Below are 24,972 nucleotides of genomic sequence, written 5' to 3' on the forward strand. Positions count from 1 at the left end.
ATTACGTTATGCGTAATTGAATTACGATAAAAATAACCCAGGCATGCCACGAACTCTGCAACAGAGCGACCGGCCATTGCCGACTCCCTGTTCAGGAGGCTCCATGAACCCCGATTCAACGACGCCAGCGCTGGCTTACCTGTCAGGCTTCGGCAACGAATTCAGCAGCGAAGCGTTGCCCGGCGCACTGCCTGTTGGCCAGAACTCCCCGCAAAAAGCCCCGTACGGCCTTTACACCGAACTGTTCTCCGGCACGGCGTTCACCATGCCGCGCAGCGAGGCGCGTCGCACCTGGATGTATCGCATTCAGCCATCGGCCAATCATCCGGCGTTCGTCAAACTGGATCGGCAACTGGCCGGCGGTCCACTGGGTGACGTGACCCCCAATCGCCTGCGCTGGAACCCGCTGGAGATTCCCGCCGAGCCGACCGATTTCATCGAAGGTCTGGTGAGCATGGCCGCCAACTCGGGCGCAGAAAAACCGGCCGGGATCAGCATCTACAACTACCGCGCCAACCGTTCCATGGAGCGTGTGTTCTTCAATGCTGACGGCGAGATGTTGCTGGTGCCTGAGCTGGGGCGCCTGCGCATAGCCACCGAACTCGGCGTGCTTGAACTGGAACCGCTGGAAATTGCCGTACTGCCACGCGGCCTTAAATTCCGTATCGAACTCATTGACCCGCAAGCCCGCGGTTATGTCGCCGAAAACCATGGTGCGCCGCTGCGTCTTCCGGACCTGGGGCCGATTGGCAGCAATGGCCTGGCCAACCCGCGGGACTTCCTGACCCCGGTGGCCGCCTACGAAAACCTGCAACAACCCACCACACTGGTGCAGAAATTCCTCGGCCAATTGTGGGCGTGCGAGCTCAATCATTCGCCGCTCAACGTGGTCGCCTGGCACGGTAATAACGTGCCGTACAAATATGACCTGCGCCGTTTCAACACCATCGGCACCGTCAGTTTCGATCACCCTGATCCGTCGATCTTCACAGTGTTGACCTCGCCAACCAGCGTCCACGGCCTGGCCAACCTCGACTTCGTGATCTTCCCGCCGCGCTGGATGGTGGCCGAGAAAACCTTCCGTCCACCTTGGTTCCATCGCAACCTGATGAACGAATTCATGGGCTTGATCCAGGGCGAATACGACGCCAAGGCTGAAGGCTTCGTGCCCGGTGGTGCTTCGCTGCACAGCTGCATGAGTGCCCACGGTCCGGACGGTGAGACCTGTACCAAAGCGATCAATGCGGACCTCAAGCCGGCGAAAATCGACAACACTATGGCGTTCATGTTCGAAACCAGCCAGGTGTTGCGCCCAAGCCGTTTCGCCCTCGATTGCCCGCAACTGCAAAACACTTACGATGCCTGCTGGGCTACGCTGCCCGCCACTTTCGACCCGACCCGGAGATAACCCATGACGCAGACTTCCATCACTCGCAGCTGGGTTGCATCCGCCAACGGCCATGCTGATTTCCCGCTGCAAAACCTGCCGTTGGGCGTGTTCAGCCTCAACGGCTCGGCACCGCGTAGCGGCGTGGCCATTGGCGAGCATATCTTTGATCTGCAAGCGGCCCTGGAGGCCGGATTGTTCGATGGCGCCGCGAAGGCTGCCGTCGAGGCCACCCGTGGCGGCCAGTTGAATGCCTTCTTCGAACTGGGCCGCGAGGCCCGTGTGGCCCTGCGTGAACGCTTGCTGGAACTGTTCTCCGAAGGCAGCACCCTGCATGGCAAGATCGAAGCCCAGGGGGCGAAACTGCTGCCACTGGCGGCGGATTGCGAGATGCACCTGCCGGCGAAAATCAATGATTACACCGACTTCTACGTTGGTATCGAGCACGCGCAGAACGTCGGCAAACTGTTCCGTCCCGACAACCCGTTGCTGCCGAACTACAAGTACGTGCCAATCGGCTACCACGGTCGTGCGTCGACCATTCGCCCGTCCGGTACCGATGTACGCCGTCCGAAAGGCCAGACCTTGCCGGCCGGTCAAACCGAGCCGACCTTTGGTCCTTGTGCACGCCTGGACTACGAACTGGAACTGGGTATCTGGATCGGCCAGGGCAACGACATGGGCGACTCGATTGCCATTGGCGATGCGGCCGATCACATCGCCGGTTTCTGCCTGCTCAACGACTGGTCGGCACGGGACATCCAGGCCTGGGAATATCAGCCGCTAGGGCCGTTCCTGTCGAAAAGCTTCATCACCAGTATCTCTCCGTGGATCGTGACCGCCGAAGCGCTGGAACCATTCCGTCGCGCCCAGCCTGTGCGTCCGCAAGGTGATCCGCAGCCGCTGCCATACCTGCTCGACAAGCGCGATCAGGCCGCTGGCGCGTTTGACATCGAACTGGAAGTGTTGCTGCTCACCGAAGCCATGCGTGAACAGAACCTGCCAGCCCATCGCCTGACCTTGAGCAATACACAGCACATGTACTGGACCGTGGCGCAAATGGTCGCGCACCACAGCGTCAATGGTTGCCAATTGCAGGCCGGTGATCTGTTTGGCTCGGGCACGTTGTCGGGCCCTGAGAGCGGTCAGTTCGGCAGCCTGCTGGAAATTACCGAGGGTGGTAAAAAACCGATCGAACTGGCGTCGGGCGAAGTGCGTAAATTCCTTGAGGACGGTGACGAAATCATCCTGCGCGGCCGTTGCCGTCGTGACGGTTTCGCTTCCATCGGTTTCGGTGAGTGCCGCGGCAAAGTGCTGCCGGCGCGTTAACAGGAGCGAGGCATGGAACTCTATACCTACTACCGATCGACTTCGTCGTACCGGGTGCGTATCGCGTTGGCGCTCAAGGGCCTGGATTATCAGTCCTTGCCGGTCAACCTGATCGCACCGCAGGGCGGCGAGCATCGGCAGCCGCCTTATCTGAGCGTCAACCCGCAAGGCCGGGTGCCGGCCTTGCGCACCGATGAAGGTGAGTTGCTGATCCAGTCTCCCGCCATCATCGAATACCTGGAGGAACGTTATCCACAGGTGCCACTGCTGTCCGGGGACCTCGCCACCCGCGCCCATGAACGCGGTGTGGCGGCAGTGATCGGCTGCGATGTGCACCCGTTGCATAACGTCAGCGTGCTCAATCGTCTGCGCCAGTTGGGCCACGACGAACCGCAGGTGGTGGAGTGGATCGGTCACTGGGTCGGCCAAGGGTTGGCCACGGTGGAGCAGTTGATCGGCGATGACGGTTACTGTTTCGGCCCCGAGCCCGGGTTGGCGGACGTCTACCTGATCCCGCAGTTGTATGCGGCCGAGCGCTTCAATGTTTCCCTTGAGGCTTACCCGCGGATTCGTCGAGTGGCGGCGTTGGCGGCAACGCATCCGGCGTTTATCAAGGCGCATCCGGCGAATCAGCCAGACACGCCTTGATGCCTCACACCGTTCCAATGTGGGAGCGAGCTTGCTCGCGAAGAAGGCGTGTCAGTCAACAATAATGTGGCTGATACACCGATTTCGCGAGCAAGTCGGACCGCCGCACCGCCGCTCCCACAAGGTGTTTTGTGATCAGTGAACGATGGCGTTCGGCGGCAAATGCCCCAGCCGCTCCGTCAGGCGAATCCGCTGGATCGGATCGTCGCTGAGCAGCAGCGCATGCTCCAGGTCAAAACGCTCGGCATTCGGGCAGTCCAGGCGCTGGTACAGGCTGGCCCGGGACAAGTAGTCTGTGGCACTGGCGTTGCCCAGTTCCAGGACGCGATCGGCGTCGATCAAGGCATTGATGACATCGTCGTGGGACAGGTACAACTGGCGCAGGTTGCGCGACAGCCGTTGCAGCATCTGCACCGGCTCGGCGGTTTCCAGGTGCTCGGCGCCGAGCTTTATGTTCGGGCCGTACTGGCGGTGCAGTAATTCCCGGCAATCGTTCGGATAAAGGCGACGGCCGCCGCAGGGGTCGAGTAAATGATCGGCGCCCGGCACCCGCAGCAGGAAATGTCCGGGGAAGTTGACCCCGACCATGGGAATCTCCAGGCCTTTGGCCAACTCCAGTGCAATCAGCCCCAGCGTCAAGGGTTGCCCTCGCCGGCGTTCCAGAACTTTGTCAAGCAGTGCCACTTGCGGGCGCAATGGCGTGAAATCGTCCTGGGCAAAACCAAGGTCGTTCATGCGCCGCAGCAACGGCTGGGCCAGTTCACTGACCGGCAACATCGGCAAGCCACCACTGACCCGTTGTTGCAACGTCTGGAAATCGGCCAGCAGTGCTTGTGGGTTCACCTCGCTGTCGTGCTCGACCGCAATCCACAGTGCCGCCTCGAACAGCGCGGGCGGTGAACGTTGCAGGCAGGCGAAAAACGATTGGCGCGGGGTCATCAGAATCTCCGGGCAATGCCTCGTTTTAGCCCCCTCTCCGGCATTCGTCCAGTGCCGAACAAGGGCCAATACAGGTTATTTCCGAAAGCTAGCATCGTGGCCGTGCTTATTCCTGTGCGCTTCTGCAATTTTTGGGCGCAAGCCTATACTGGCGACTACAAGAAGTGATTCGGGAGCCTTACGATGTTCGCTCTCATGCAAAGCACTCGCCTTGAATCGCTACATCTGAGCGTTGACTCGGTCACCGGGTTGAAGGCGGTCATTGCCATTCATAACAGCCGGCTGGGGCCTGCCCTGGGTGGTTGTCGTTACCTTGCCTACCCCAGCGACGAGTCCGCGGTCGAGGACGCTGTGCGCCTGGCCCAAGGCATGAGCTACAAGGCAGCGCTGGCCGGCCTGGCCCAGGGCGGCGGCGTAGCGGTTATCGTGCGCCCGGCCCATGTGGAAAACCGTGCGGCGCTATTTGAAGCCTTCGGACGCTGCATCGAACAGCTCGAAGGCCGTTACATCACCGCCATCGACAGCGGGACTTCAGTGGCGGACATGGATTGCATCGCCCAGCAGACCCAGCACGTCACCAGCACCACCTCGGCGGGCGATCCCGCGCCACACGCGGCGATGGGCGTGTTCACCGGCATTCGCGCCACTGCGATGGCGCGACTGGGCAGCGATAACCTCGAAGGCCTGCGCGTTGCCATTCAAGGCCTGGGCAATGTCGGTTATGCCCTGGCAGAACAGTTGCACGCCGCCGGTGCCGAACTGCTGGTCAGCGACATCGATCACGGCAAGGTGCAACTGGCCATGGAGCAACTCGGTGCGCACCCGATTGCCAACGACGCGCTGCTCAGCACACCTTGCGACATCCTCGCGCCCTGCGGGCTGGGCGGTGTACTCAACAGCCATACCGTGGCGCAATTGCGCTGCTCGGCGGTGGCCGGTTCGGCGAACAATCAGTTGACGCATCTGGACGTCGCCGACCAACTGGAGCGGCGGGGCATCCTGTACGCACCGGATTACGTGATCAACGCCGGTGGGCTGATTTACGTGTCGCTCAAGCACCGCGGCGAAGGACTGCCGACCATCACCGCACATCTGTCGAAAATCAGCTCGCGCCTGACCGAAGTGTTCGCCCACGCCCAGGCGGAAAAACGCTCCCCCGCACGGGTGGCCGACGAGTTGGCGGAGAAAGTGTTGTACCGGTGAATCAGGCATGAGTTTTCCACAGGCATGAAAAAGGCCCTGAGCCATTCGACTCAGGGCCTGTTCAATTTGGGCTTTGCTTACTTGGCGGCTTTGGGGACCTTGGCAGGCTTGGCCGGAGTGATCGGCTCAGCGGCTTCAACGACCTCGACCGCTGCAACCGGTTCTGCGACTTCAACCGGTGCGCTGAGCAGTTCGGACAGGGCGTCCGGCTGGCTCTTGAACGCCTTGGCGAACACATCGCGATTCTTCGCCATGTAGATCCCGGCTTCTTCCACTTGCTGCTCGGTCAGCGACGGAACGGCTTTCTGCAACACTTCAGCCAGCAATTCGGCCAGTTCGAGCATTTTGTCATGACGGTCAGCTTCGGCTTTATCCATGAACAAGCGCTCCAGATCTCGGCTGCTGCGGTATACCACTTCGACGGCCATTCACCACCTCACATGCCTTCACATTGGTTGTCGGTTTCGACTACTGTATCTATATACAGCATAAAGGATAAGCGAATCCCTGCCTTTTGGGTAGTGGCTTTTTAATGTAGACCGGTTTCGACATTTGTCAGGTGAGGCGCGGAGCAGGTGCGACCAAACGCCACGGCGCGCAATCCAGAGCGGCTCGCCATCATGGGCTGGCCTTTTTTCTGCATGCAGAAAAACCTTCACGTCCAACCCGCATCATCCGTTCGAACCGACCTAAGGAAGCAGCATCGTGAAAATCAACTGGGCCGAAAAATTGCGGCAGAACGTCCATGAGCTGGCCGAGTCCCTGGGCAATCTGTTCGTTGAAACCTTTCACTACCTGGCGCTGTTCGCCATTGGTGCGGTGACCGCGTGGGCGGCGGTGATGGAGTTTCTCGGAATGATCGAAGAGGGACACATCAAGATCGATGACATCTTGCTGCTGTTCATCTACCTGGAACTGGGGGCGATGGTCGGGATTTACTTCAAGACCAACCACATGCCCGTGCGCTTCCTGATCTACGTGGCGATCACCGCGCTGACGCGGCTGCTGATTTCCAACGTTTCGCACCACAACCCGCCGGACCTGGGAATCATTTATCTGTGCGGCGGGATTCTGTTGCTGGCGTTTGCGATTCTGGTGGTGCGTTACGCTTCGTCGCAATTTCCTTCGGTGAAGATTGAAAACCCACACCGCAAAACAGGTGCGGGCTCCAGTGAACATCCGGAAGTAGAAAAGGGCGAGCTTTAAAGCCCCATGGCGGGTCGGGGCCGGCCTTTGGCGGGTGGCGGCGGCAGACTGCGGGTGCCGTCATCGGTCATGGATTCGAGGATGGCCACGGCACTGTGGCCTTGTTCGATGGCAATGCCGAATTGAATGCTTTGAACCAGACGCTTGAGACGTTGGGGGTCATTGCGTTGTTCGGCGCTGATCATGCGTTTGGCCACCACGCGGCCACTGTTGGAGAGGGTCAGCATGATGCTGCCGTCCAGTCCCTGAATGCTCAGGTTGATCTGGTAATCCGCTGCAAAGGCATCGGTAATGAGCTGGAAAGGGTTGTCCATGATGCGTCACCGCCTGATTGAACGTGCAGTTGTTGACCGGCCGTGATCGGGTTGGTTCGCAATGTCAGACCACCGGCCATCTCGCCATCATTGTTCCAATCAGGATGTAGCAAGGGGCATGCCGACAAAATTGTCGGACAAAAAACACGTTCTGTAGGAGCGCGCCTGCTCGCGATGATCGTCAACGATAACGCGTAAACCCAGACACCCCACGGTGCCTTTTGGTTTTTCGCGAGCAAGCTCGCTCCTGCAGTGGCCGTGTTTTCTGCACGTTTCAGGGCAATAAACCTCGACGTGCCTCCAAAGCGATCAACATTCCACCCAGTTCACCGCCAGTCCGCCCCGCGACGTCTCTTTATACTTGTCGTGCATGTCCGCCCCGGTGTCGCGCATGGTGCGGATCACCCGGTCCAGGGAAATGAAGTGTTTGCCGTCGCCGCGCAGGGCCATTTGCGTGGCGTTGATGGCCTTCACCGCTGCGATCGCATTGCGCTCGATACACGGCACTTGCACCAGTCCGCCAACCGGGTCGCAGGTGAGACCGAGGTTGTGTTCCAGGCCGATTTCGGCAGCGTTTTCCAGCTGTTCCGGGGTGGCGCCAAGCACCTCTGCCAGGCCCGCGGCGGCCATGGCGCAGGCGGAGCCGACTTCGCCCTGGCAGCCGACTTCGGCTCCGGAGATCGAAGCGTTTTTCTTGCACAGGATGCCGACGGCAGCTGCGCCCAGGAAGAACGCGACTACATCGTCGTCAGACGCGTCGGCATTGAATTTCATGTAGTAGTGCAGTACCGCCGGAATGATCCCCGCCGCGCCGTTGGTCGGTGCCGTGACCATGCGCCCGCCGGCCGCGTTTTCTTCGTTCACGGCAAGGGCGTACAGGTTGACCCATTCCATCGCTGACAATGTGGAGGTGATGACATTCGGCTTGCCGATTTCCTGCAGGCTGCGATGCAGTTTCGCCGCTCGACGCGGAACATTCAGACCGCCGGGCAGAATGCCTTCGTGGCGCAAGCCCTGTTCGACGCATTCGCGCATCACCGACCAGATATGCAACAGGCCCTGGCGGATCTGCGCGTCAGTGCGCCATGCCCGTTCGTTGGCCATCATCAGTTCGCTCACCCGCAGCCCGTGCTCGTTGCAGAGTTTGAGCAATTCGGCGGCACTGGAAAAGTCGTAAGGCAGCACCACATCGCCGGTCGGTGCGATCCCGGATTCGGCTTCGGCCGCTTCGATGATGAAACCACCGCCCACCGAGTAGTAGGTTTGCTCGAACAGTTCGCCGGTTTCACCGAAGGCTGTCAGGGACATGGCATTGGGGTGGTAGGGCAGACTCTCGTTGAGCAGCAGGAGATCGCGTTGCCAGTCGAAGGCAATGTCCGCAATGCCTGCCAGAGGCAACTGACCGGTTTTGCGCAGGGTGTTGATTCGGCTGTCAATGGTAGTGGGGTCGATGCTGTCGGGCCATTCGCCCATCAGACCCATAACGCAGGCGCGGTCCGTTGCGTGGCCGACGCCGGTTGCCGACAGAGAGCCGTAAAGGCGAATCTCCACTCGTCGCACGTCAGCCAGAAAACCCTGTTCGACCAACTGCCGGGCAAAGGTCGCGGCGGCGCGCATCGGACCGACGGTATGGGAGCTGGACGGGCCGATGCCGACTTTGAAGAGATCGAAAACACTGATAGCCATGCTAAAGCCTGTACATGCAATGGAAGGGAAATCGCTGCCATTTCTGTAGGACAAGCGCAATTTGGGAGATACTGCCTGCCACGATCCTGCGTGACCAACGAAAATTCCTAAGATATCCTTTAGCAGGACTAAACGATGAGTCGTCAATTACACGCCCAGACGTATGTCTGGCTGAACGTGTTTGCCTGTGCCGCGCGGCACCTATCGTTCACCCGATGCGCCGAAGAACTGCACATCACACCGGGCGCCGTCAGCCAGCAGATCCGCCAGTTGGAAGAACGCCTGGGCTTTCGCCTGTTTCACCGCCGCGCCCGTGGAGTGGAACTGAGCGCTGAGGGCCAGCGCCTGGCCGTTACCGTCAACGAGGCTTTTGGCAGCATCGACGCCGAATTGCGGCGACTGGATGCAGGCATGATCAGCGGGATTCTGCGGGTGCGTTCGATTCCGTCATTCCTGAGCAAATGGCTGACGCCGCGCCTGCCGCGTTTGCAGCAGCGTTTTCCGGACATTCAGTTGCGCCTGGTGGCCGAGGACAGCAGCGTGCCCTTGCATGAAGGTGACTTCGACCTGGCGATCGATCTGAATGACGGCAGCTACCCGGGGCTGTTATCCACAGCCTTGCTCGATGAACAGATTTTTCCGGTGTGCGCGCCGAGCCTGTTGCGTGGTCGTCCGCCGCTGCACGGTCCGGCAGACCTGATGCACTTTCCCTTGCTGCACGACATCACCGCCTGGCGTGGCAGCTACGAGTACGCGGAATGGGAGTTTTATCTCAATGCCATCGGCTTCGAGGGGGCGGATGTGCGACGCGGGCATACCTTCAATCGCAATCACCTGACGATCGAAGCGGCCATCGCCGGGATGGGGGTGGCGATTGCCCGACGAACGCTGCTCAACGATGAACTGGAGCGTGGGGCGTTGATCGTGCCTTTTGGTCTGGCGGTGCCTAACCACAAACGCTACATGCTGCTCTATGCACCGGGTGCGCTGAGCCATCCCGGCGTGCGTGCGGTGCATGACTGGCTGGTGGAAGAAGCGGGGATTTTTCGCAGCTTGCACCCGTTGGGGGAGCGGCAAATGTGAGCAAATATTACGTAAGAGCAGGGCGACCCAACTCCCGACCTTAACAGCGCTTTTATCGGTTGTCCGGCTTTTTTTGCGATTGAAAATTTATCTTTTTTAGGGGGTTGAATTGTTCAGCGTACAGACCGATTGTGTAACCAAGAGGTCACGGTGATGACGCCCAAGGGCTTAGCTGACCGGCCTCTCGCGAGCTAGCTGAAATAAGGGATGAACTATGCAAATCCAAGTCAATAGCGATAACCATATTCAAGGCAGTAAACGACTGGAGGAGTGGGTACGTACGACCATTGAGAGCACGCTCGAACGCTACGAAGAGGACCTGACACGAGTTGAGGTTCACCTGCGGGACGAGAACGGCGACAAGCCGGGTCCCCACGACATGCGCTGCCAACTGGAGGCGCGGCCAAAAGGCCATCAACCGATTTCCGTCGCCCATAAAGCCTCCACCATGGAGCAGGCGATCGACGGGGCGGCCACCAAACTTGAACATGCTCTGGAGCATATGTTCGGAAAACTACGCGGCAAACGAGCCAATGTGGTGCCCATCGAGAGTGGCGCCCATGCCGACCAGCTGCTGGAAGAAGAGTTTCTGGAAAACGAACAGGCGGCGCTTAACGGCTGATACCTGATTCACTTTTTACCTTCCCATGAAAACGGGCCTGCATTGCAGGCCCGTTTTGTTTTCGGTGGCTTTTGGATTCCGTGGCCATTGGCATGGCTGCGGGGACAGCCAGGTTTGCGGTGCAACCAACGGGCGTAATAGAGGGCTGCCCCCGATCCTTTTGCATATGAGAATATTTATCATTAATATTGCGGCCTTGCCGGCCCCCTGACGCTGTCGTGGCCTCACCGGTTTTCAGGTCGAAACATGAATGATGATCACTCTCCCACCCGACCCCCGCGATATCGAGCACGATCAACAGCGCGGCGACCGTGCGCATTTTCTCCAGGTGTTTCTTTCCCAGCGCTCGCAAATGGAGGCGTTGGTGAATCGTCGCGTCGGTTGCCGGGCGACGGCGGCTGACCTGGTACAGGATTTGTTCCTGCGTTTCTGGCGGCGGCCGCTGGTGCAGGTCGAGGAGCTCAGCACTTATCTGCTGCGCTGCGCCGGCAACATCGCCATCGACCATTTGCGCAGTGAAGGCACGCGAGTCCGGGCCAGTGAAGGCTTGCTGGTCGAACCGCCGGACAGCCACGGCAGCGGACCGCAGGCGGCATTGGAGGCAGGCAGCGATTTGCGTCATGTCGAAGCGGCGTTGCGCGCCTTGCCGGAGCGTACGCGGCAGATCTTTTTGCTCAATCGCATTCATGGCCGTAAGTACGCCGAGATCGCCAAGGCCATGGGTTTGTCCCAAAGTGCCGTGGAAAAACATATGATGCGCGCTCTCGAAGCCTGCAAGGCCAGCCTTCGGGAAGCCGAAACGCGTATGCCAGGGAAAGCACCGTGAACCACTTTGACCGCGTCATTCCGACGCCCGCGCAGGAGCAGGCCGCGTTGGCCTGGCTGAGCCTGTTACATGACCAGCCAAGCAGCGGTGACCAGGCTACGTTCAGCCAATGGTTGCAAGCCGACCCCGCCCATGCCGAGGCGTATGCCCAGGCGCTAGTGCTGTGGGAGTTGAGCGAAGTGCCGGCGCGCACCCTCGCCCATGAAGACGCCTTTGCCTTGCAGGGGTATCTCAAGGCGATGGATCGCCCACGGCGCAGTGCGGTTGGGCGCTGGTCCGGCGCCATGGCCGCTTGCCTGCTGCTGATGATCAGCCTCGGCACGGGTTGGCAGCCGATGCGCTGGATCGATGACCTGGGGGCGGATTACGTCTCGGCGCCAGGGGACATTCGCACCGTGACCCTGGCCGACCAATCGCAAGTCACCCTGGATGCCGACAGTGCCATCGCGGTGGACTTCAGCCGTGGCGAGCGCCATGTGCAGTTGCGCCGCGGCGCCGGTTTTTTCAGCGTCACCCATACCGGCGAGCCGTTTGTGGTGGACGCCGAGAAAGGGCAGGCGCGGGTCCTGGGCACGCAGTTCGAAGTCCGTTTGCAACCCCATGGCGCGCAGGTCACGGTGTTGTCGGGGCGGGTTGGCGTGTCGGCGGACAAGAACGCCGAACAGCAAATTCTCACCGCCGGCCAGCAAGTGGCCTACGGCGAAGGCTCGATGGAAAAACTCCACTTGGTGGACAGCGGAGCGCATTTGGCCTGGCGCCAGGGCTGGCTCAATTACTACAAGGCGACGTTGGCCGACGTGGTACAGGATTTGGCGCGCTACTACCCCGGGCGGATCGTGTTGCTCAACGATGAACTGGCGGCTCGCCGGGTCAGTGGCAGCTTCCCGAGCAAGAACCCGCAGGCGGTGTTGAGTTCTTTGCAGGGGTTGATGGGGTTTGAGCAGCATCAAGTGCTGGGGCATCTGATTATTTTGCGTTGAAGCTGGCGGCCCCATCGCGAGCAAGCTCGCTCCCACAGGTATTGAGTCGTTCACAGTATTGGGGCAACACATAACCCTGTGGGAGCGAGCTTGCTCGCGATGGGGCCAGTTCAAACACTGCATCACCCGGAATAAAAATATTTTCAAAATGTGATGAGGTAAACCCGATTGCCATCCGTGTAGTGACTGAAACTGCGAGTCATTCGCATCCGTAGCGGTTCTACACAGGTCGTGAGTAATGAAGTCCAGGGCAAAATCGGGTTCGGTCAAACAATGGTTGAGTGTGTCTGCGTTGAGCTTTTCGGTATTGGCGTTGTTGCCGCTGAGCGTGGCGCTGGCCGCTGAGACAGGCGGCAGTCAGTCGCGTGAGCAGTTCAGTTTTTCGCTGGCTGCCAAACCGTTGCCCCAGGCCCTGAGTGATTTCAGCCGGGTGACCGGCATCAGCGTCGTCTACACCGATGAAGCGCCGTACGGCCTCAATGCGCCGGCCATCAATGGCCAGATGAGCGCCGAACAGGCCCTGCAACGTCTGCTCACCGGTTCGGGTTTGACCTTCCGTCGCACCGACGGCCACACCATTGCCCTGGAACCACGGCCGACTGAAGGTGCGTTGAACCTGGGCGCGACCACCATCACCTCGGTGATGGATGACTCCATGAGCTACCAGCCGCCACCCACCTCTTCGGTGATGCGCTCTTCAGCCCCGATTCAGGACATCCCGCAGACCATCAATGTCGTCCCGGCCCAGGTCATCCGCGACCAGGCACCGCGCAATCTTGATGACGCCCTGGCCAATGTCAGCGGCATCACCCAGGCCAACACTCTGGGCAGCACCCAGGACTCGGTGATGGTTCGCGGCTTCGGCGACAACCGTAACGGCTCGATCATGCGCGACGGCATGCCGATCGTGCAGGGCCGTGGCCTCAACGCCAGCGTCGACCGGGTTGAAGTGCTCAAGGGGCCGGCCTCGTTGCTCTACGGCATTCAGGATCCGGGCGGGGTGGTCAATATGGTCAGCAAGAAGCCCGAGCTTGAGCAGTACAACGCCTTGAACTTGCGCGGTTCGAGCTATGGCGACGGCAAGAATGGCAGCGGCGGCGGTCTCGACAGCACCGGCGCCCTCGGAGATTCCGGGCTGGCCTACCGCATGGTGCTTGACCACGAAGACGAAGATTACTGGCGCAATTTCGGCGTGCATCGCGAGAGCCTGATCGCGCCATCTCTGGCCTGGTACGGCGAAAGCACCAAGCTGCTGTTCGCCTATGAGCACCGCGAATTCCTCACGCCGTTCGACCGCGGCACGCTGATCGATCCACGGACCAACCATCCGCTGGATATCTCGCGTAACGAGCGCCTCGATGAGCCGTTCAACAACATGCAAGGGCGTTCGGACCTCTATCACTTCGAAGCCGATCACGAACTCAACGACAACTGGAAAGCCCATTTCGGCTACAGCTGGAACCGCGAAACCTACGATGCCAGCCAGGTGCGCGTGACTGCCATCGACACCCAAAAGGGCACCCTGACCCGCAGCATGGACGGTACCCGGAATGCGATCAGCACCGACCGTTTCACCACCGCCAGCCTTGAAGGCAATGTGAACGTGCTTGGCATGCAGCACGACCTGCTGTTCGGCATCGACGACGAATACCGCAAGATCTTCCGCGAAGACCTGATCCGCCAGAAAAGCCTGACCACGTTCAGTTACGTCAATCCGGTCTATGGTCGGGAAGTGGCGGGCACCACCGTCAGTGCGCCCGACAGCGCGCAGACCGATGAACTGCGCAGCGATTCGGTCTTCCTGCAAGACTCCATCCATCTCACCGACCAGTGGATTCTGGTGGCCGGCGCGCGCTTCCAGGTGTACGACCAATATGCTGGCAAAGGCGTGCCGTTCCACGCCAACACCGACAGCAACGGGCAGAAATGGGTGCCGCGCGCTGGCCTGGTTTACAAATACACCGATGCCTTGTCGTTCTACGGCAGCTACACCGAGTCGTTCAAACCCAACTCGACCATCGCGCCGTTGAGCGGCAGCAGCACCGTGCTTGACGGCGGCATCGCGCCGGAAGAAGCCAAGTCCTGGGAGCTGGGTGCCAAGCTTGATCTGCCGGGTCGCGTCACCGGTAACATCGCGCTGTTCGACATCAAGAAACGCAACGTGCTGGTGGCCAACGCCGAAGGCCCGACCACGATTTACAGTGCCGCCGGCGAAGTGCGTTCCCGTGGCCTGGAAGTGGACTTGAGCGGTCAGCTCAGCGACCGCTGGAGCATGATCGGCAGCTACGCCTATACCGATGCCGAAGTCACCGAAGACCCGGTTTACAAAGGCAATCAACTGCAAAACGTGGCGAAGAACAGCGGCTCGTTGTCGGCCGTTTATGACTTCGGCACCGTCATTGGCGGTGATCAGCTGCGGGTCGGCGCCGGGGCGCGTTATGTGGGAGAGCGCGCGGGCAACGCGGTGAACGATTTCGACCTGCCGGGCTACACCGTGGCCGATGCATTCGCCACCTACGACATCAGGGTCGAAGGGCAGAAGGTCAAGTTCCAGCTCAACGTGAAGAACCTGTTCGACCGCACTTACTACACCTCGGCGGCGAGCCGCTTCTTTGTGTCGATGGGTGACTCGCGGCAGATTTCGCTGTCCAGCACCTTGGAGTTCTGACGACAGACCGCGTCATCGTTCATCGTCGGAACGCCGCCCGGAGCAAGCTCGCTCCCACAGGGGAAAAGGGTGATCACAAAACAGCTGAGCACCGCCAATCCTTGTGGGAGCGAGCTTGCTCGCGATGGCGGCCTGAAAGGCGCCGAAAAAGCTCGGAACTAGCGCAGAAACGCCTGGCGATACTCGCCGGGCGTTCCACCTAATGCCTGGCGAAATCGGTTGGTGAAGTGGCTGGCACTGGAAAAGCCGCAGGCCAGTGCAATCTCACCCAGAGGCTGCGAGGTCGTGCGCAGCAATTCCCGCGCCCGGTTCAGGCGTCGCGCCAGCACGTACTGGTGGGGGGGCAAGCCGAAGCTTTCGCGGAACATCCGCGCGAAGTGGTATTCCGACAAAGCGCACAACGCCGACAGCTGACCGAGGCTGACGGCCTCGTCCAGATGGCTGTCGATGAATTCCACCAGATGCCGACGCTGATGCGCGGCCAACCCACCTTTAAGGCGCAGGCCTTGCCGGGCGTTGACCTGGCTGAGCAGGGCATGGCTGAGCAGTTCGTGGGCCAGACTGCTGGTGAGCAGGCGCTCGCCCGGCTCGTCCCAGTTTAAGGTGATCAACTGCCGAAAGCGCAGCGCCTGCTGCGGATCATCGAGAAAGGTTTGCTCGCGCAGCTGCATTTCCCGTGGTTCGCGATCGAGCAGGGTGACGCAGCCGAGGGCAAATTGTTCGGGGCTGAAATACAGGTGTGCCAGGCGAATGCTGCCATTGATCACCCAGCCTGACTGGTGGTCGGCCGGCAGGATGCACAGTTTGTCCGGGCCGCCCTTGTTGCCGGGCTGTTCGCGACGGAAGGTGCCGGTGCCGCCGGCTATGTAGCAGGACAACGTGTGGTGGCTGGGCGCTTCGTATTCCTGGGCGTCGTGGTGATTGCTCCACAAGGCTGCGGACAAGCCGTCACCGAGCTCGGCACTGTGCTCGAGGCGAGCATTCGGCGAGCGGTTGAGGGCTTGAAAGACTTGTAGGGAATCCAGTGCAGCCATGATTGTTGCTCTCTAACACCTGCATCCAACGCCCTGCATCCTACTCCGTAGACGTGCGCCTGCCAGCCTGTCGCCAGACAAAAGCGCAAGTTTATGCAAGTGCGTCCAGGCGTGGCGCCGGACACTGGGCACCTATCGAGGAGCCTTAGTCATGAACCTTTCTTTGTACCTGCTGACCGTGCTGATCTGGGGCACCACCTGGATAGCCTTGAAATGGCAACTGGGCGTGGTGGCCATTCCCGTGTCGATCGTCTACCGCTTCGGCCTCGCCGCGCTGGTGCTGTTCGTGATCCTGCTGCTCAGCCGACGTCTGCAAGTGATGAACCGTCGCGGGCACCTGATCTGCCTGGCTCAAGGTTTGTGTCTGTTCTGCGTCAACTTCATGTGCTTCCTCACCGCGAGCCAGTGGATCCCCAGCGGTCTGGTAGCCGTGGTGTTTTCCACCGCCACCCTGTGGAATGCCCTCAATGCGCGGGTGTTCTTCGGTCAGAAAATCGCCCGCAACGTGCTGATGGGCGGTGCGCTGGGCCTGCTTGGGCTGGGGCTGCTGTTCTGGCCGGAACTGGCCGGGCATACCGCCAGCCCGGAAACCTTGCTCGGCCTTGGTCTGGCCCTGTGCGGCACCTTGTGCTTCTCGGCAGGCAACATGCTCTCAAGCCTGCAACAGAAGGCCGGCCTGAAGCCGCTGACCACCAATGCCTGGGGCATGGCTTACGGTGCGGCGATGCTCTCGGTGTGGTGTCTGGTCAAAGGCATTCCCTTCGAGATGGAAATGAGCGCGCGTTACATCGGGTCGCTGCTGTACCTGGTGATTCCGGGATCGGTGATCGGTTTCACCGCCTACCTGACCCTGGTCGGCCGCATGGGGCCTGAGCGGGCGGCGTATTGCACAGTGCTGTTTCCGGTGGTGGCGCTCAACGTATCGGCGTTCGCCGAGGGTTATCAGTGGACGATGCCGGCCCTGTTGGGGCTGGTGTTGGTGATGTCGGGGAACGTACTGGTGTTTCGCAAACCCAAAGTGCCGCAGGTGCTGGGCAACGGCAAGCTGGCCTGAGGGGGGCGTCGAGTGCTGAGTGATTCAGTGCTCGATTTTTATCGCGATGTATATCAATAGCGGAAAGATGAAATCAATAATATGTTGAGACCTGTCCTTGTAATTCCAGGTTTTCGATTCGTCCATGTTGAACCATTCGGTGCCGATCACTTGAAAACCAACGTAATAAAGAAACAGTGCGATCAGTAATCCTATAAGTGCAGGTTTCTTGGCTTCGTGAAATTGTTCGGGGCTGGTGTTGATATTTTTGTAAAGGTAATAGGTTCCGAGTAGACAGCATATGGTGTAAACCACTTCAAGTGTAATGATCAGCCAGTGAATACGGTGGTGCAGCATGGCGGAAGTAATAGCCCTGTAGCTGTATTTTTTGCGACCATTGGTGGTGTCCATGCTCAGGATGTGGCTGATGTATTCATGGCTGGTCGAGTAGTCCGTGAAGTTGTTGTATAGCATCAGCAATCCAAAGAGGCTGACAAATAACATCAGTGTGGCTTTGCTATATCGAATGACTCGACTTGTTGTGAGTTGGCTCAAGCTGGTGATCTCCGTTGCTGTTCCCTTAGTGTCTGGGGTAGGAAGGAGAGTCTATCGAGTGGTTTTGTTATTTGGTTGTTGACTGAATTGCAGGGTGTGTATTCAGAGAGCTGTTTAATACGTTGAGAGTGACTTTTTTGTATTAAACGGGCAGGCGCTTTTGGCACCTGCCCGTTTTTTTAACCCTTCCAGACTTGCGGGTTGACCAGGTCCTGCGGTCGTTCGCCCAACAGGGCGCTGCGCAAGTTGGCCAGGGCACGGTTGGCCATGGCATAGCGGGTCTCATGGGTGGCCGAGCCGATGTGCGGCAAGGTCACGGCGTTTTTCAGCTGGAACAGTGGCGACTCGGCCAGCGGCTCCTTTTCGTACACGTCCAGCCCAGCACCGCGAATGCGGTTGTTTTGCAGTGCTTCGATCAGCGCCGGTTCATCCACCACCGGGCCGCGAGCAATATTCACCAGGATGGCACTTGGCTTCATCAGCGCCAGTTCGCGATGACTGATCAGGTGCCTGGTTTTTTCGCTGAGCGGCACCACCAGACAGACGAAGTCGGCTTCGGCCAGCAATTCATCCAGGCTGCGCAACTGTGCGCCGAGTTCCTGTTCCAGCTCGGTCTTGCGGCTGTTACCGCTGTAGATGACCGGCATGTTGAACCCCAGGCGACCGCGCCGGGCGATGGCGGCACCGATGTTGCCCATGCCGACGATGCCCAGGGTCTTGCCGTGGACATCGCAACCGAACAACGGCGCACCGACGGTCGCTTGCCATTGTCCGGCCTTGGTCCAGGCATCCAGTTCGGCAACGCGTCGCGCGCTGCTCATCAACAGCGCAAACGCCAGGTCGGCGGTGCTTTCGGTGAGCACATCCGGCGTGTTGGTCAGCATGATCCCGCGTTCGTTGAAGTAGCCGAGGTCATAGTTGTCGTAGCCCACCGAGACGCTGGACACCACTTCCAGCCTGGCAGCGTTTTCCAATTGGGCGCGGCCGAGTTTGCGACCGACGCCGATCAGGCCGTGGGCATGGGGCAGGGCTTCGTTGAACTGGGCGTTGATGTCGCCGTTTTTCGGATTCGGCACGATGACGTCGAAGTCCTGTTGCAGGCGTTCGACCATTTCGGGCGTGACGCGACTGAAGGCAAGGACGGTTTTTTTCATGGGGGGGGCTCGTCGGGCGGTGAGGAATGCTTAGCAAGCTACAAGTTTCAACCGGCAAGCCGCAAGTCCAAAAGCCATCCCCACTGCTTTTGACTTGAAGCTTGCCGCTTGAAGCTCGCTGCTGCTAATCCGCTATACTGGCGGCCTTTCGCGGCTCGCTGACCGGGCCCGACACATTACGCATCACCCGGAGCTTTCATGACTTCCCCGAAACAACCGCCGGTCGCCGACACCCTGCGCGACGAGCCGGCCGCACTGCCAGACAGTCTCGAGTCCAGTGCCGAAGGCGAAACCAAAGCCGAGATTCCGGCTTTCAAGTTCCCGTTCAAGCCCGGCGAACTGGCGTCGGCCAAGGGCTCCAACCAGCCGTGGTACAAGAATGGCGCCAAGAACGGCCACACCAAAACCCCAGGCATGGCACCGCCGGGGACTCGTCGTTCGATGGGCAAGCGCTGACCCTCCGAGATTGCTGACGGTTTTTTTCTCTCATTCATCAAGACGTTTCCCACAGGAGTTGGCGATTACGCTGCTGGGAAATGCAATGGCCATTCGTTGAGCATTCCAGGCTCATGAATTCCTGATGAAGGCCGTCAATATGTCTCTGGTGAAATCTTTTTCGCTACTGTCGCTACTGGTCATGACCGCTGGTTGCGTGTCGTCCGCACCAGAGCCACAGATTCGTTTCGGTATCGAAGCCATTGTTCCACCGTTTGAAAGCCGTGACGACAAGGGTGAGTTGGTGGGATTGAACATTGAGTTGGGTCATGCACTCTGCGCCGAACTCAACACCCGCTGTGTCTGGATAGATCAGGATTACGCCTCCAATATTCACGCCCTTGAAGCTGGCCGCTTTGATGTGATCCTGCCGATGACCGCCACATCGGCGCGTAAAGAGCGGGTTGATTTCACCAACGATCTCTACCCCCTGAGCAGCCGCCTTGTGGTGCGCAAAGGGGCGAATCTGCAAGCGGATGCGCAATCGCTCAAGGGGAAAACAGTCGGCGTCCTCGCGGGTACCAGCCGCGAAGCGTTCGCCAAGGCCCGTTGGGCTCCGGCCGGGGTAACGGTACGCAGTTTCGATTTCAACCAGCAATTGATCGAGAGCCTGCTTGCGGGGGGGATCGATGCCACCCTGCAAGACTCCATCGAAATCACTTACGCATTACTCAGCCAGCCCCAAGGTAAGGCGTTCGATTTTTCCGGTCCTGCCCTTGAGGATCCCATGCTGGGCAGCGGCGTGGCCATGGCCTTGCGCAAAACCGATACTCAATTGCGCGACAACCTGAATCTGGCCCTTGAGCGTCTGAAGCAAGATGGCCGGTATCAGGCGATTACCCAGCGGTACTTGCCAGCAGCAGCCCCCGATTTTCCTCGGTACTTCCCAGGTGGAGAAGGCCTGCCGTTTGCCGCTGCGGTACAGGTCGGCGAGATGATCCATCTGTCAGGTGTGATTGGCGTCAGTGCCGGTGACGAACTCGTCAAGGGTGGCTTCGGCCCGCAGATGGTCCAAACCATGGAGAATCTGAGCAGCGCCCTGCAACGCAGTGGTTCGTCTTTGGAGAACGTTGCCAAATGCACGGTCATTCTTGCAGACATGAAGGACTTTGGTGCGATGAACGAAGTCTACAAGCGTTACTTCCCGACAGATCGATTGCCTGCCCGGACAACGTTCGGTGCGAAAAAACTGGTAATGAATGCACGGGTGGAAGTCGAATGCATGGCGGTTGCTACCCGCTGACATAACGCTGGAATCGCTCTGACGCAGATCGGGTTTGCGTCAGAGTCAGGCGTTCAGGCCGTGCGCAATGAAATAAACGCATAGTTCGCCGGCACATCCGTCGCCACTTGCGCACCGGCCGCAAGTACCTGCCCGGCGACATCCTCAGTCGAGACATGGAACAGCCATTCGCTGCTCCATTGCGGCAAGGCCTGCCCGGTCAATTCATCGACGATCGTGGCGAACTCGTTCATGTCCGGCAGATAAGCGGTGAAGCCATCGCCCTTCAGCGCGGTTGTCCGAATCCCCAGCAATGCGCAAATCGCATCCTTCATCTGAATGTCATCGCGATCGGCCTGACGGGAACGCTGGATCAATTCCGATAGCTCCCGGTCTACCAGTTCACCGCCTACAATCAGATCCGGTCCTTTTTCCCACGACTCGGGCGGACATTCCTTCAGAGTGATGTTCAGGGGAATGTGCGGATTGATTTCCATCGGATAGATACGGCACACCAGCGGCCGGCGTTCGTAGATGCGACAGAGGTTGTCTTCGTCAAGATTCCGGCAGGGGCCAGCATTGTAGGCGGCGAAGGTGATGGCCACGTACGCCTCGGATTCGCCGCTGCGCACGGCCGCCGAACGGCGTTCGGCGTGTTCCCGTTGTTGCACCGGCAGACCCAGGCCGTTGTCCAGAAACGCTTCCACCAGCACGATCACCTGACCGCCATCGGCTGCCCACATCCGGGTTTCGCTCAGGGTCAGGGGTACATGGTGGTCGTTGCAGCATTTGCCGCAGCCTACGCAGGAAAACGTCGTATTCATTGAGCGTTCACTCGCATCACAGGGCATGAAGCAGCGACAGAATGCCGCCGCAAAGGCCGCTACCGAGGCAAGTTATGTGCCACTCAGTTTGTCTTGCCGACCGGGCGGATGGAGTCCCATTCGCTGACGTACGCGGTTTTGCTCTTTTTGTTGTAGAGGCACAGCTCGGTGCCTTGCGCACCTTTCATGTGTTTTTGCGGGTACTGGCCCTGCAGCAGTAACGCGGTGTAGCCGACCCGGTCATCGAACTGCGCGGCGTTGCCCACAGGTTTGGCGTCTTTCAGGCCGCTGGCCTTGGTGCAACTGGCGAGTACGGCTTTATCGTAGGTGGCCCAGGCGTCAGGGCTTGAGGCGTGGGCCTGAGAGGTGAGGGCGGTGAGGCAGAGGAGAATGAGGCTGGCAGACTTCATGGCTTGAGCTTCCTTGGTATTGAGTGGCCAAGACGTGAGTATGCCTGAAGGTTTTAAGTCGATTATGCGGGCCTCATCGCGAGCAAGCTCGCTCCCACATTAGATCTTCATGAGACAAAAAATCTGTGCGCAATGAGCAACCAGTGTAGGAGCGCGCTTGCTCCGGGCGGCGTTCCGACGATGGCGGTGCATCAGAGCGGAACCGGCTCCCGGCGGACTGCGCGCATCCCGACGCTTTCATAGAGTCGCCGCGCCCGAAGGTTGTCTTCCAGTACCTTTAGGTCCACGAAGCCTTCACGCCGTTGCTGGAACACCTTGAATGCCTGTAACAACAAGGCACGCCCCAATCCACGGCCTTGAAACCGCGGATGCACCACCAGGTTCTTGATATAGGCACTGGTCCAGCACTGACATACGCCCACCACTTCTCCGGCATCCAGGGCAATCAAGCACAGGGCCGGGTCATATTCCGGGTCGGTTTCGAACTGCCGTTGCCACATGTCCAGCGCGGCGACGCGACCGCCGCCGTCGAGATAACCGAGCTCCATCAGCCGGTGCACGGCGGCACCCAGTTCGGGACGGTATTCACTCAGTTGCAGGCCGGCTGGCCATTCGGGAGACGGCAGGACGATGGAGAGGTCGCGCCGCATCAGCCAGCAGAATTCTCCGGTCAACACTCAGTAACCCTGTTCGGCGACAGCCTTGGCGGCGGTGATCAGACACTGGGTCAATTCAGGCGAAGAGAATTTGGTCAGCACCGCGTTCGCTCCCGCCAGTCGTGCTTTTTCGGCGTTCATCGCACTGTCCAGCGACGTGTGCAGCAGTACATAAAGATGCGCGAAATCCGGGGTTTCCCGCAGGGTGCGGGTGAAGGCGTAGCCGTCCATTTCCGACATCTCGATGTCCGAGACAATCAGGTTGATCTGCTGCGCGGTGCCTTGCAGGTCCAGCAGGCAGTCGATGGCTTCCTTGGCGCTGCGGGCCGTATGGCATTGCAGGCCAAGGTTACGCAGGGTGTGCACCGATTGCTGCAAGGCGACCTGGCTGTCATCGACCACCAGAATGCGCGCGTTGCCGAGCAATTCGGCGTCTTCCATGCTCAGTTCGGTCGGCGCCATTTCGATTTGTGCCGGGGCGATGCCGTGAATGACTTTTTCGATGTCCAGTACTTGTACCAGGGTGCCATCGACCGAAGTCACGCCGGTGATGTAAGCGCGCAAACCACCGGAGCCGAAGGGCGGCGGGCGGATGTCGGTGGTCAGGCAATGGACGATCTTGCTCACGGCCTGCACGTGCAGGCCCTGCTTGGAGCGGCTGACGTCGGTGACGATCAGGCAGCCGCCGTTCGGATCTTCCAGCGGGCGCTCGCCAATGGCGCGGCTGAGGTCGATCACCGACAGCGACGCCCCGCGCAGGGTAGCAATGCCTTTGACGTGAGGGTGTGACTCCGGCAGCCTGGTCAGCGGCGGGCAGGGAATGATTTCACTGACCTTGAGCAGGTTGATAGCCATCAGCTTGCCGCTGCGCAAGGTAAACAGCAGAAGCGAAAGTGAGTCTGCGCGGGCTTTGTTGGAGGACATATGAACCTTCTCTGGAAAAAGGTGACGGGCAATCTCGGGATCGCCATGACTTCGATGCCGGGTTATCGACTTGTTTGCAGCAGGCTTTAACTATTGCGGCGAACAGTAAGACGCCATCGCGAGCAAGCTCGCTCCCACAGGGATTGTCGCTGCCTTTGTGGGCGCGAGCTTGCTCCGGGCGGCGTTCCGACGAAGGGGTCATCACTTCATGCCGAGCCTTTTGGCCATCCGCCCCAGATTCGCCCGATCCAGGCCTAGCTCACGGGCCGCGCTTGCCCAATTGTTGTTGTGACGTTCCAGGCAGGCACCGATCATTTGACGCTGATAACGCTCGGTAGCCTCGCGCAAATCGCCGGTCGGCGCTTGGGTGGCGGTGGCGACAGGTTGCTCGGCAGCGGTTTCAACGCTGGCATTGGGCAAGTCCAGGTCGGTTGCGCTCAGGCTGAGAATCTTCGGCCGTTCCTTGCAATTGCCCAGGGCTTTCAAGGCGCTGCGGCCGATCAAATGCTCAAGTTCGCGCACATTGCCGGGCCAGTCGTAGGCCAATAGCGCGGCCTGGGCGTCGCTGCTCAGGCGCAGGCTGTTGAGGCCCATGCGCGAGCGGTTCTGCTCCAGGAAGTAACCGCTGAGCAGCAGCACATCGCGCCCGCGATCGCGCAGGGCCGGCACCAGCAGCGGATAAACGCTGAGGCGATGGTAGAAGTCGGCACGGTAACGGCCGCTGCGCACTTCTTCGGCGAGGTCTCGGTTGGTTGCCGCGATCAGGCGCACGTCGACCTGATGCTCCTTGTCCGACCCCAGTCGCTGCAATTGACCGCTCTGCAACACGCGCAACAGCTTGGCCTGCACGGTCAGCGACAACTCACCGACCTCATCGAGAAACAGCGTGCCGCCATTGGCCAGTTCGAACTTGCCACGGCGGTCGTTCATCGCCCCGGTGAAGGCGCCGCGAACATGACCGAACAACTCGCTTTCCACCAAGGTATCGGGCAATGCGGCGCAGTTGAGGCTGATGATCGGTTTGTCGGCGCGGGACGAAGCGTCGTGAATGGCCTGGGCCACCAATTCCTTGCCGACCCCGGTTTCGCCGGTGATCAACACGGTCAGGTCGCTGCCGCCCACCAGATTGATTTCTTCCACCAGCCTTTTATGGGCCTTGCTTTGGCCAATCAGCTCGCGCTGCTGCTGGCCGCTGGCCTGGCGGTAGACTTCGGCGCGTTGATGTTCATCTTCGACCCGGTTGTTCAACCGCTCGATGCGTTCGGCGGCGTTGACCGTGGCGGCGGCGAGGCTGGCGAAGGCTTGCAGGGCATCCAGTTCGATCGGTTCGAAGCGCTCCGGATCGAGGGCGTCGAGGGTCAGCAGACCCCATGGACGCTCGTCGATGAACAACGGGCAACCCATGCAGTCGTGGACTTCCAGATGATCATCCAGGCCATCGACCAGACCGTCATAGGGATCAGGCAAGTCGCAGTCGACAGCGAAACGGGTCGGACCGGGGCTGCTGAGCAGCGCTTCGAAACGCGGGTGCTCACTGACCTTGAAGCGCCGACCGAGGGTGTCGGTACTCAAGCCATCGACGGCCAGCGGCACCAGCCATTCGCCATCGAGGCGCAGCAGGGCGGCGGCATCGCACGGGAGCAGGGCGCGCATGGCTTCCAGCAGGCGGCGATAACGCTCGCCCTCGGGCAGTTCGCGGGACAGATCGGCGACCAGGGGCAGCAGGGCGGTGAGCAGGGGTTTTGCAGTCATAGTGACTCCGTGTAGTCGGTAT

At 59.9% G+C, this 24,972-nt stretch carries 24 protein-coding genes and 1 pseudogene; 13 read left to right on the forward strand and 12 right to left on the reverse strand.

Annotation, left to right across the window (positions count from 1 at the left end):
• The first annotated feature begins 103 nt into the window (after window positions 1-103).
• The 3 genes from hmgA to maiA are packed head-to-tail and all read left to right on the forward strand — an operon-like array spanning window position 104 to window position 3,364.
• On the forward strand, window positions 104-1,408 hold the full coding sequence (gene hmgA / locus ACEN8Z_RS07060) for a homogentisate 1,2-dioxygenase (RefSeq protein WP_495597169.1): 1,305 nt from the start codon (window positions 104-106) through the stop codon (window positions 1,406-1,408).
• A gap of 3 nt (window positions 1,409-1,411) precedes the next feature.
• Window positions 1,412-2,716 carry a fumarylacetoacetase gene (gene fahA, locus ACEN8Z_RS07065; RefSeq protein WP_495597170.1) on the forward strand — a complete coding sequence of 435 codons (1,305 nt, stop codon included), beginning with the start codon at window positions 1,412-1,414 and terminating at the stop codon, window positions 2,714-2,716.
• A gap of 12 nt (window positions 2,717-2,728) precedes the next feature.
• On the forward strand, window positions 2,729-3,364 hold the full coding sequence (gene maiA, locus ACEN8Z_RS07070) for a maleylacetoacetate isomerase (protein ID WP_495597171.1): 636 nt from the start codon (window positions 2,729-2,731) through the stop codon (window positions 3,362-3,364).
• 135 nt (window positions 3,365-3,499) lie between these two features.
• Here maiA and ACEN8Z_RS07075 read toward each other — a convergent pair whose 3' ends face one another.
• The gene (locus ACEN8Z_RS07075) at window positions 3,500-4,303 is read right to left on the reverse strand and encodes a SirB1 family protein (RefSeq protein WP_495597172.1); all 804 of its coding nucleotides are present in this window, start codon (window positions 4,301-4,303) and stop codon (window positions 3,500-3,502) included.
• Window positions 4,304-4,486: 183 nt separating this feature from the next.
• Here ACEN8Z_RS07075 and ACEN8Z_RS07080 point away from each other — a divergent pair, with 183 nt between their 5' ends.
• Complete coding sequence (locus ACEN8Z_RS07080) at window positions 4,487-5,506, forward strand: Glu/Leu/Phe/Val dehydrogenase family protein (RefSeq protein WP_442095838.1); 1,020 nt, start codon at window positions 4,487-4,489, stop codon at window positions 5,504-5,506.
• A gap of 188 nt (window positions 5,507-5,694) precedes the next feature.
• Here ACEN8Z_RS07080 and ACEN8Z_RS07085 read toward each other — a convergent pair.
• Window positions 5,695-5,934, reverse strand: a pseudogene (locus tag ACEN8Z_RS07085) (YebG family protein); the annotation flags it as partial.
• Window positions 5,935-6,211: 277 nt separating this feature from the next.
• Here ACEN8Z_RS07085 and ACEN8Z_RS07090 point away from each other — a divergent pair.
• On the forward strand, window positions 6,212-6,712 hold the full coding sequence (locus ACEN8Z_RS07090) for a phosphate-starvation-inducible protein PsiE (RefSeq protein WP_008000650.1): 501 nt from the start codon (window positions 6,212-6,214) through the stop codon (window positions 6,710-6,712).
• On the opposite strand, the gene ACEN8Z_RS07095 is transcribed toward ACEN8Z_RS07090, so the two are convergent.
• Entirely contained in the window at window positions 6,709-7,026 is a 318-nt protein-coding gene (locus ACEN8Z_RS07095; RefSeq protein WP_108229095.1) for a DUF3509 domain-containing protein, read from the reverse strand. The two genes, ACEN8Z_RS07090 and ACEN8Z_RS07095, sit on opposite strands and share 4 nt — an antisense overlap.
• A gap of 309 nt (window positions 7,027-7,335) precedes the next feature.
• Window positions 7,336-8,712, reverse strand: a complete 1,377-nt coding sequence (locus tag ACEN8Z_RS07100; protein WP_495597173.1) for an L-serine ammonia-lyase — start codon at window positions 8,710-8,712, stop codon at window positions 7,336-7,338.
• A gap of 135 nt (window positions 8,713-8,847) precedes the next feature.
• On the opposite strand from ACEN8Z_RS07100, the gene ACEN8Z_RS07105 reads away from it, so the two are divergent.
• The 5 genes from ACEN8Z_RS07105 (at window position 8,848) to ACEN8Z_RS07125 (ending at window position 14,891) form a co-directional block, all read left to right on the forward strand.
• Window positions 8,848-9,795: a LysR substrate-binding domain-containing protein gene (locus tag ACEN8Z_RS07105; RefSeq protein WP_108218256.1), complete on the forward strand. Its 948-nt coding sequence runs from the start codon at window positions 8,848-8,850 to the stop codon at window positions 9,793-9,795.
• 214 nt (window positions 9,796-10,009) lie between these two features.
• Window positions 10,010-10,417, forward strand: coding sequence for an HPF/RaiA family ribosome-associated protein (locus ACEN8Z_RS07110; protein WP_442095836.1), 408 nt, complete (start codon window positions 10,010-10,012; stop codon window positions 10,415-10,417).
• 253 nt (window positions 10,418-10,670) lie between these two features.
• On the forward strand, window positions 10,671-11,243 hold the full coding sequence (locus tag ACEN8Z_RS07115) for an RNA polymerase sigma factor (protein ID WP_495598094.1): 573 nt from the start codon (window positions 10,671-10,673) through the stop codon (window positions 11,241-11,243).
• A complete protein-coding gene (locus tag ACEN8Z_RS07120; protein WP_495597174.1) occupies window positions 11,240-12,223 on the forward strand; it encodes a FecR family protein in 984 nt (327 codons plus the stop codon). The genes ACEN8Z_RS07115 and ACEN8Z_RS07120 overlap by 4 nt, the downstream gene beginning before the upstream one ends.
• A gap of 238 nt (window positions 12,224-12,461) precedes the next feature.
• Window positions 12,462-14,891 (forward strand): TonB-dependent siderophore receptor, encoded by a 2,430-nt coding sequence (locus tag ACEN8Z_RS07125; protein WP_495597175.1) that lies wholly within the window; start codon window positions 12,462-12,464, stop codon window positions 14,889-14,891.
• A 158-nt stretch (window positions 14,892-15,049) separates the two neighbouring features.
• On the opposite strand, the gene ACEN8Z_RS07130 is transcribed toward ACEN8Z_RS07125, so the two are convergent.
• The gene (locus ACEN8Z_RS07130) at window positions 15,050-15,925 is read right to left on the reverse strand and encodes a helix-turn-helix domain-containing protein (protein ID WP_495597176.1); all 876 of its coding nucleotides are present in this window, start codon (window positions 15,923-15,925) and stop codon (window positions 15,050-15,052) included.
• A gap of 151 nt (window positions 15,926-16,076) precedes the next feature.
• On the opposite strand from ACEN8Z_RS07130, the gene ACEN8Z_RS07135 reads away from it, so the two are divergent.
• Window positions 16,077-16,979, forward strand: a complete 903-nt coding sequence (locus ACEN8Z_RS07135) for a DMT family transporter (protein ID WP_008000673.1) — start codon at window positions 16,077-16,079, stop codon at window positions 16,977-16,979.
• A gap of 24 nt (window positions 16,980-17,003) precedes the next feature.
• On the opposite strand, the gene ACEN8Z_RS07140 is transcribed toward ACEN8Z_RS07135, so the two are convergent.
• Window positions 17,004-17,513: a DUF2165 family protein gene (locus tag ACEN8Z_RS07140; RefSeq protein WP_495597177.1), complete on the reverse strand. Its 510-nt coding sequence runs from the start codon at window positions 17,511-17,513 to the stop codon at window positions 17,004-17,006.
• A 179-nt stretch (window positions 17,514-17,692) separates the two neighbouring features.
• Entirely contained in the window at window positions 17,693-18,667 is a 975-nt protein-coding gene (locus tag ACEN8Z_RS07145) for a 2-hydroxyacid dehydrogenase (RefSeq protein WP_495597178.1), read from the reverse strand.
• A gap of 198 nt (window positions 18,668-18,865) precedes the next feature.
• Here ACEN8Z_RS07145 and ACEN8Z_RS07150 point away from each other — a divergent pair, with 198 nt between their 5' ends.
• Both ACEN8Z_RS07150 and ACEN8Z_RS07155 read left to right on the forward strand, forming a co-directional pair.
• Complete coding sequence (locus tag ACEN8Z_RS07150; protein ID WP_495597179.1) at window positions 18,866-19,123, forward strand: hypothetical protein; 258 nt, start codon at window positions 18,866-18,868, stop codon at window positions 19,121-19,123.
• A gap of 139 nt (window positions 19,124-19,262) precedes the next feature.
• The gene (locus tag ACEN8Z_RS07155) at window positions 19,263-20,405 is read left to right on the forward strand and encodes a transporter substrate-binding domain-containing protein (RefSeq protein ID WP_495598095.1); all 1,143 of its coding nucleotides are present in this window, start codon (window positions 19,263-19,265) and stop codon (window positions 20,403-20,405) included.
• Between the two features lie 53 nt (window positions 20,406-20,458).
• Here the strand turns inward: ACEN8Z_RS07155 and ACEN8Z_RS07160 are convergent, their stop codons facing one another.
• The 5 genes from ACEN8Z_RS07160 to norR all read right to left on the reverse strand — a co-directional run bounded on the left by ACEN8Z_RS07160 (window position 20,459) and on the right by norR (window position 24,950).
• Window positions 20,459-21,208 (reverse strand): YkgJ family cysteine cluster protein, encoded by a 750-nt coding sequence (locus tag ACEN8Z_RS07160; RefSeq protein ID WP_495597180.1) that lies wholly within the window; start codon window positions 21,206-21,208, stop codon window positions 20,459-20,461.
• An 83-nt stretch (window positions 21,209-21,291) separates the two neighbouring features.
• On the reverse strand, window positions 21,292-21,618 hold the full coding sequence (locus ACEN8Z_RS07165) for a hypothetical protein (protein WP_495597181.1): 327 nt from the start codon (window positions 21,616-21,618) through the stop codon (window positions 21,292-21,294).
• Window positions 21,619-21,809: 191 nt separating this feature from the next.
• Complete coding sequence (locus ACEN8Z_RS07170) at window positions 21,810-22,268, reverse strand: GNAT family N-acetyltransferase (RefSeq protein WP_495598096.1); 459 nt, start codon at window positions 22,266-22,268, stop codon at window positions 21,810-21,812.
• Window positions 22,269-22,295: 27 nt separating this feature from the next.
• The gene (locus ACEN8Z_RS07175; RefSeq protein ID WP_007986822.1) at window positions 22,296-23,198 is read right to left on the reverse strand and encodes a chemotaxis protein CheV; all 903 of its coding nucleotides are present in this window, start codon (window positions 23,196-23,198) and stop codon (window positions 22,296-22,298) included.
• Window positions 23,199-23,399: 201 nt separating this feature from the next.
• A complete protein-coding gene (norR, locus tag ACEN8Z_RS07180; protein ID WP_495597182.1) occupies window positions 23,400-24,950 on the reverse strand; it encodes a nitric oxide reductase transcriptional regulator NorR in 1,551 nt (516 codons plus the stop codon).
• Window positions 24,951-24,972 lie beyond the last annotated feature (22 nt).

It is taken from the genome of Pseudomonas sp. Pseusp10, from assembly GCF_059492225.1.

Excerpts from the sequence above, each read along its gene's own strand:
- ACEN8Z_RS07165 (WP_495597181.1), bottom strand. The coding sequence starts at position 21,618 with ATGAAGTCTGCCAGCCTCATTCTCCTCTGCCTCACCGCCCTCACCTCT.
- ACEN8Z_RS07105 (WP_108218256.1), top strand. The coding sequence starts at position 8,848 with ATGAGTCGTCAATTACACGCCCAGACGTATGTCTGGCTGAACGTGTTT.
- ACEN8Z_RS07100 (WP_495597173.1), bottom strand. The coding sequence starts at position 8,712 with ATGGCTATCAGTGTTTTCGATCTCTTCAAAGTCGGCATCGGCCCGTCC.
- ACEN8Z_RS07125 (WP_495597175.1), top strand. The coding sequence starts at position 12,462 with ATGAAGTCCAGGGCAAAATCGGGTTCGGTCAAACAATGGTTGAGTGTG.
- ACEN8Z_RS07110 (WP_442095836.1), top strand. The coding sequence starts at position 10,010 with ATGCAAATCCAAGTCAATAGCGATAACCATATTCAAGGCAGTAAACGA.
- ACEN8Z_RS07135 (WP_008000673.1), top strand. The coding sequence starts at position 16,077 with ATGAACCTTTCTTTGTACCTGCTGACCGTGCTGATCTGGGGCACCACC.
- ACEN8Z_RS07160 (WP_495597180.1), bottom strand. The coding sequence starts at position 21,208 with ATGAATACGACGTTTTCCTGCGTAGGCTGCGGCAAATGCTGCAACGAC.
- ACEN8Z_RS07150 (WP_495597179.1), top strand. The coding sequence starts at position 18,866 with ATGACTTCCCCGAAACAACCGCCGGTCGCCGACACCCTGCGCGACGAG.
- ACEN8Z_RS07075 (WP_495597172.1), bottom strand. The coding sequence starts at position 4,303 with ATGACCCCGCGCCAATCGTTTTTCGCCTGCCTGCAACGTTCACCGCCC.
- ACEN8Z_RS07080 (WP_442095838.1), top strand. The coding sequence starts at position 4,487 with ATGTTCGCTCTCATGCAAAGCACTCGCCTTGAATCGCTACATCTGAGC.
- norR (WP_495597182.1), bottom strand. The coding sequence starts at position 24,950 with ATGACTGCAAAACCCCTGCTCACCGCCCTGCTGCCCCTGGTCGCCGAT.
- ACEN8Z_RS07155 (WP_495598095.1), top strand. The coding sequence starts at position 19,263 with ATGTCTCTGGTGAAATCTTTTTCGCTACTGTCGCTACTGGTCATGACC.
- ACEN8Z_RS07170 (WP_495598096.1), bottom strand. The coding sequence starts at position 22,268 with ATGCGGCGCGACCTCTCCATCGTCCTGCCGTCTCCCGAATGGCCAGCC.
- ACEN8Z_RS07095 (WP_108229095.1), bottom strand. The coding sequence starts at position 7,026 with ATGGACAACCCTTTCCAGCTCATTACCGATGCCTTTGCAGCGGATTAC.
- ACEN8Z_RS07175 (WP_007986822.1), bottom strand. The coding sequence starts at position 23,198 with ATGTCCTCCAACAAAGCCCGCGCAGACTCACTTTCGCTTCTGCTGTTT.
- ACEN8Z_RS07115 (WP_495598094.1), top strand. The coding sequence starts at position 10,671 with ATGATCACTCTCCCACCCGACCCCCGCGATATCGAGCACGATCAACAG.
- maiA (WP_495597171.1), top strand. The coding sequence starts at position 2,729 with ATGGAACTCTATACCTACTACCGATCGACTTCGTCGTACCGGGTGCGT.
- ACEN8Z_RS07145 (WP_495597178.1), bottom strand. The coding sequence starts at position 18,667 with ATGAAAAAAACCGTCCTTGCCTTCAGTCGCGTCACGCCCGAAATGGTC.
- fahA (WP_495597170.1), top strand. The coding sequence starts at position 1,412 with ATGACGCAGACTTCCATCACTCGCAGCTGGGTTGCATCCGCCAACGGC.
- hmgA (WP_495597169.1), top strand. The coding sequence starts at position 104 with ATGAACCCCGATTCAACGACGCCAGCGCTGGCTTACCTGTCAGGCTTC.
- ACEN8Z_RS07130 (WP_495597176.1), bottom strand. The coding sequence starts at position 15,925 with ATGGCTGCACTGGATTCCCTACAAGTCTTTCAAGCCCTCAACCGCTCG.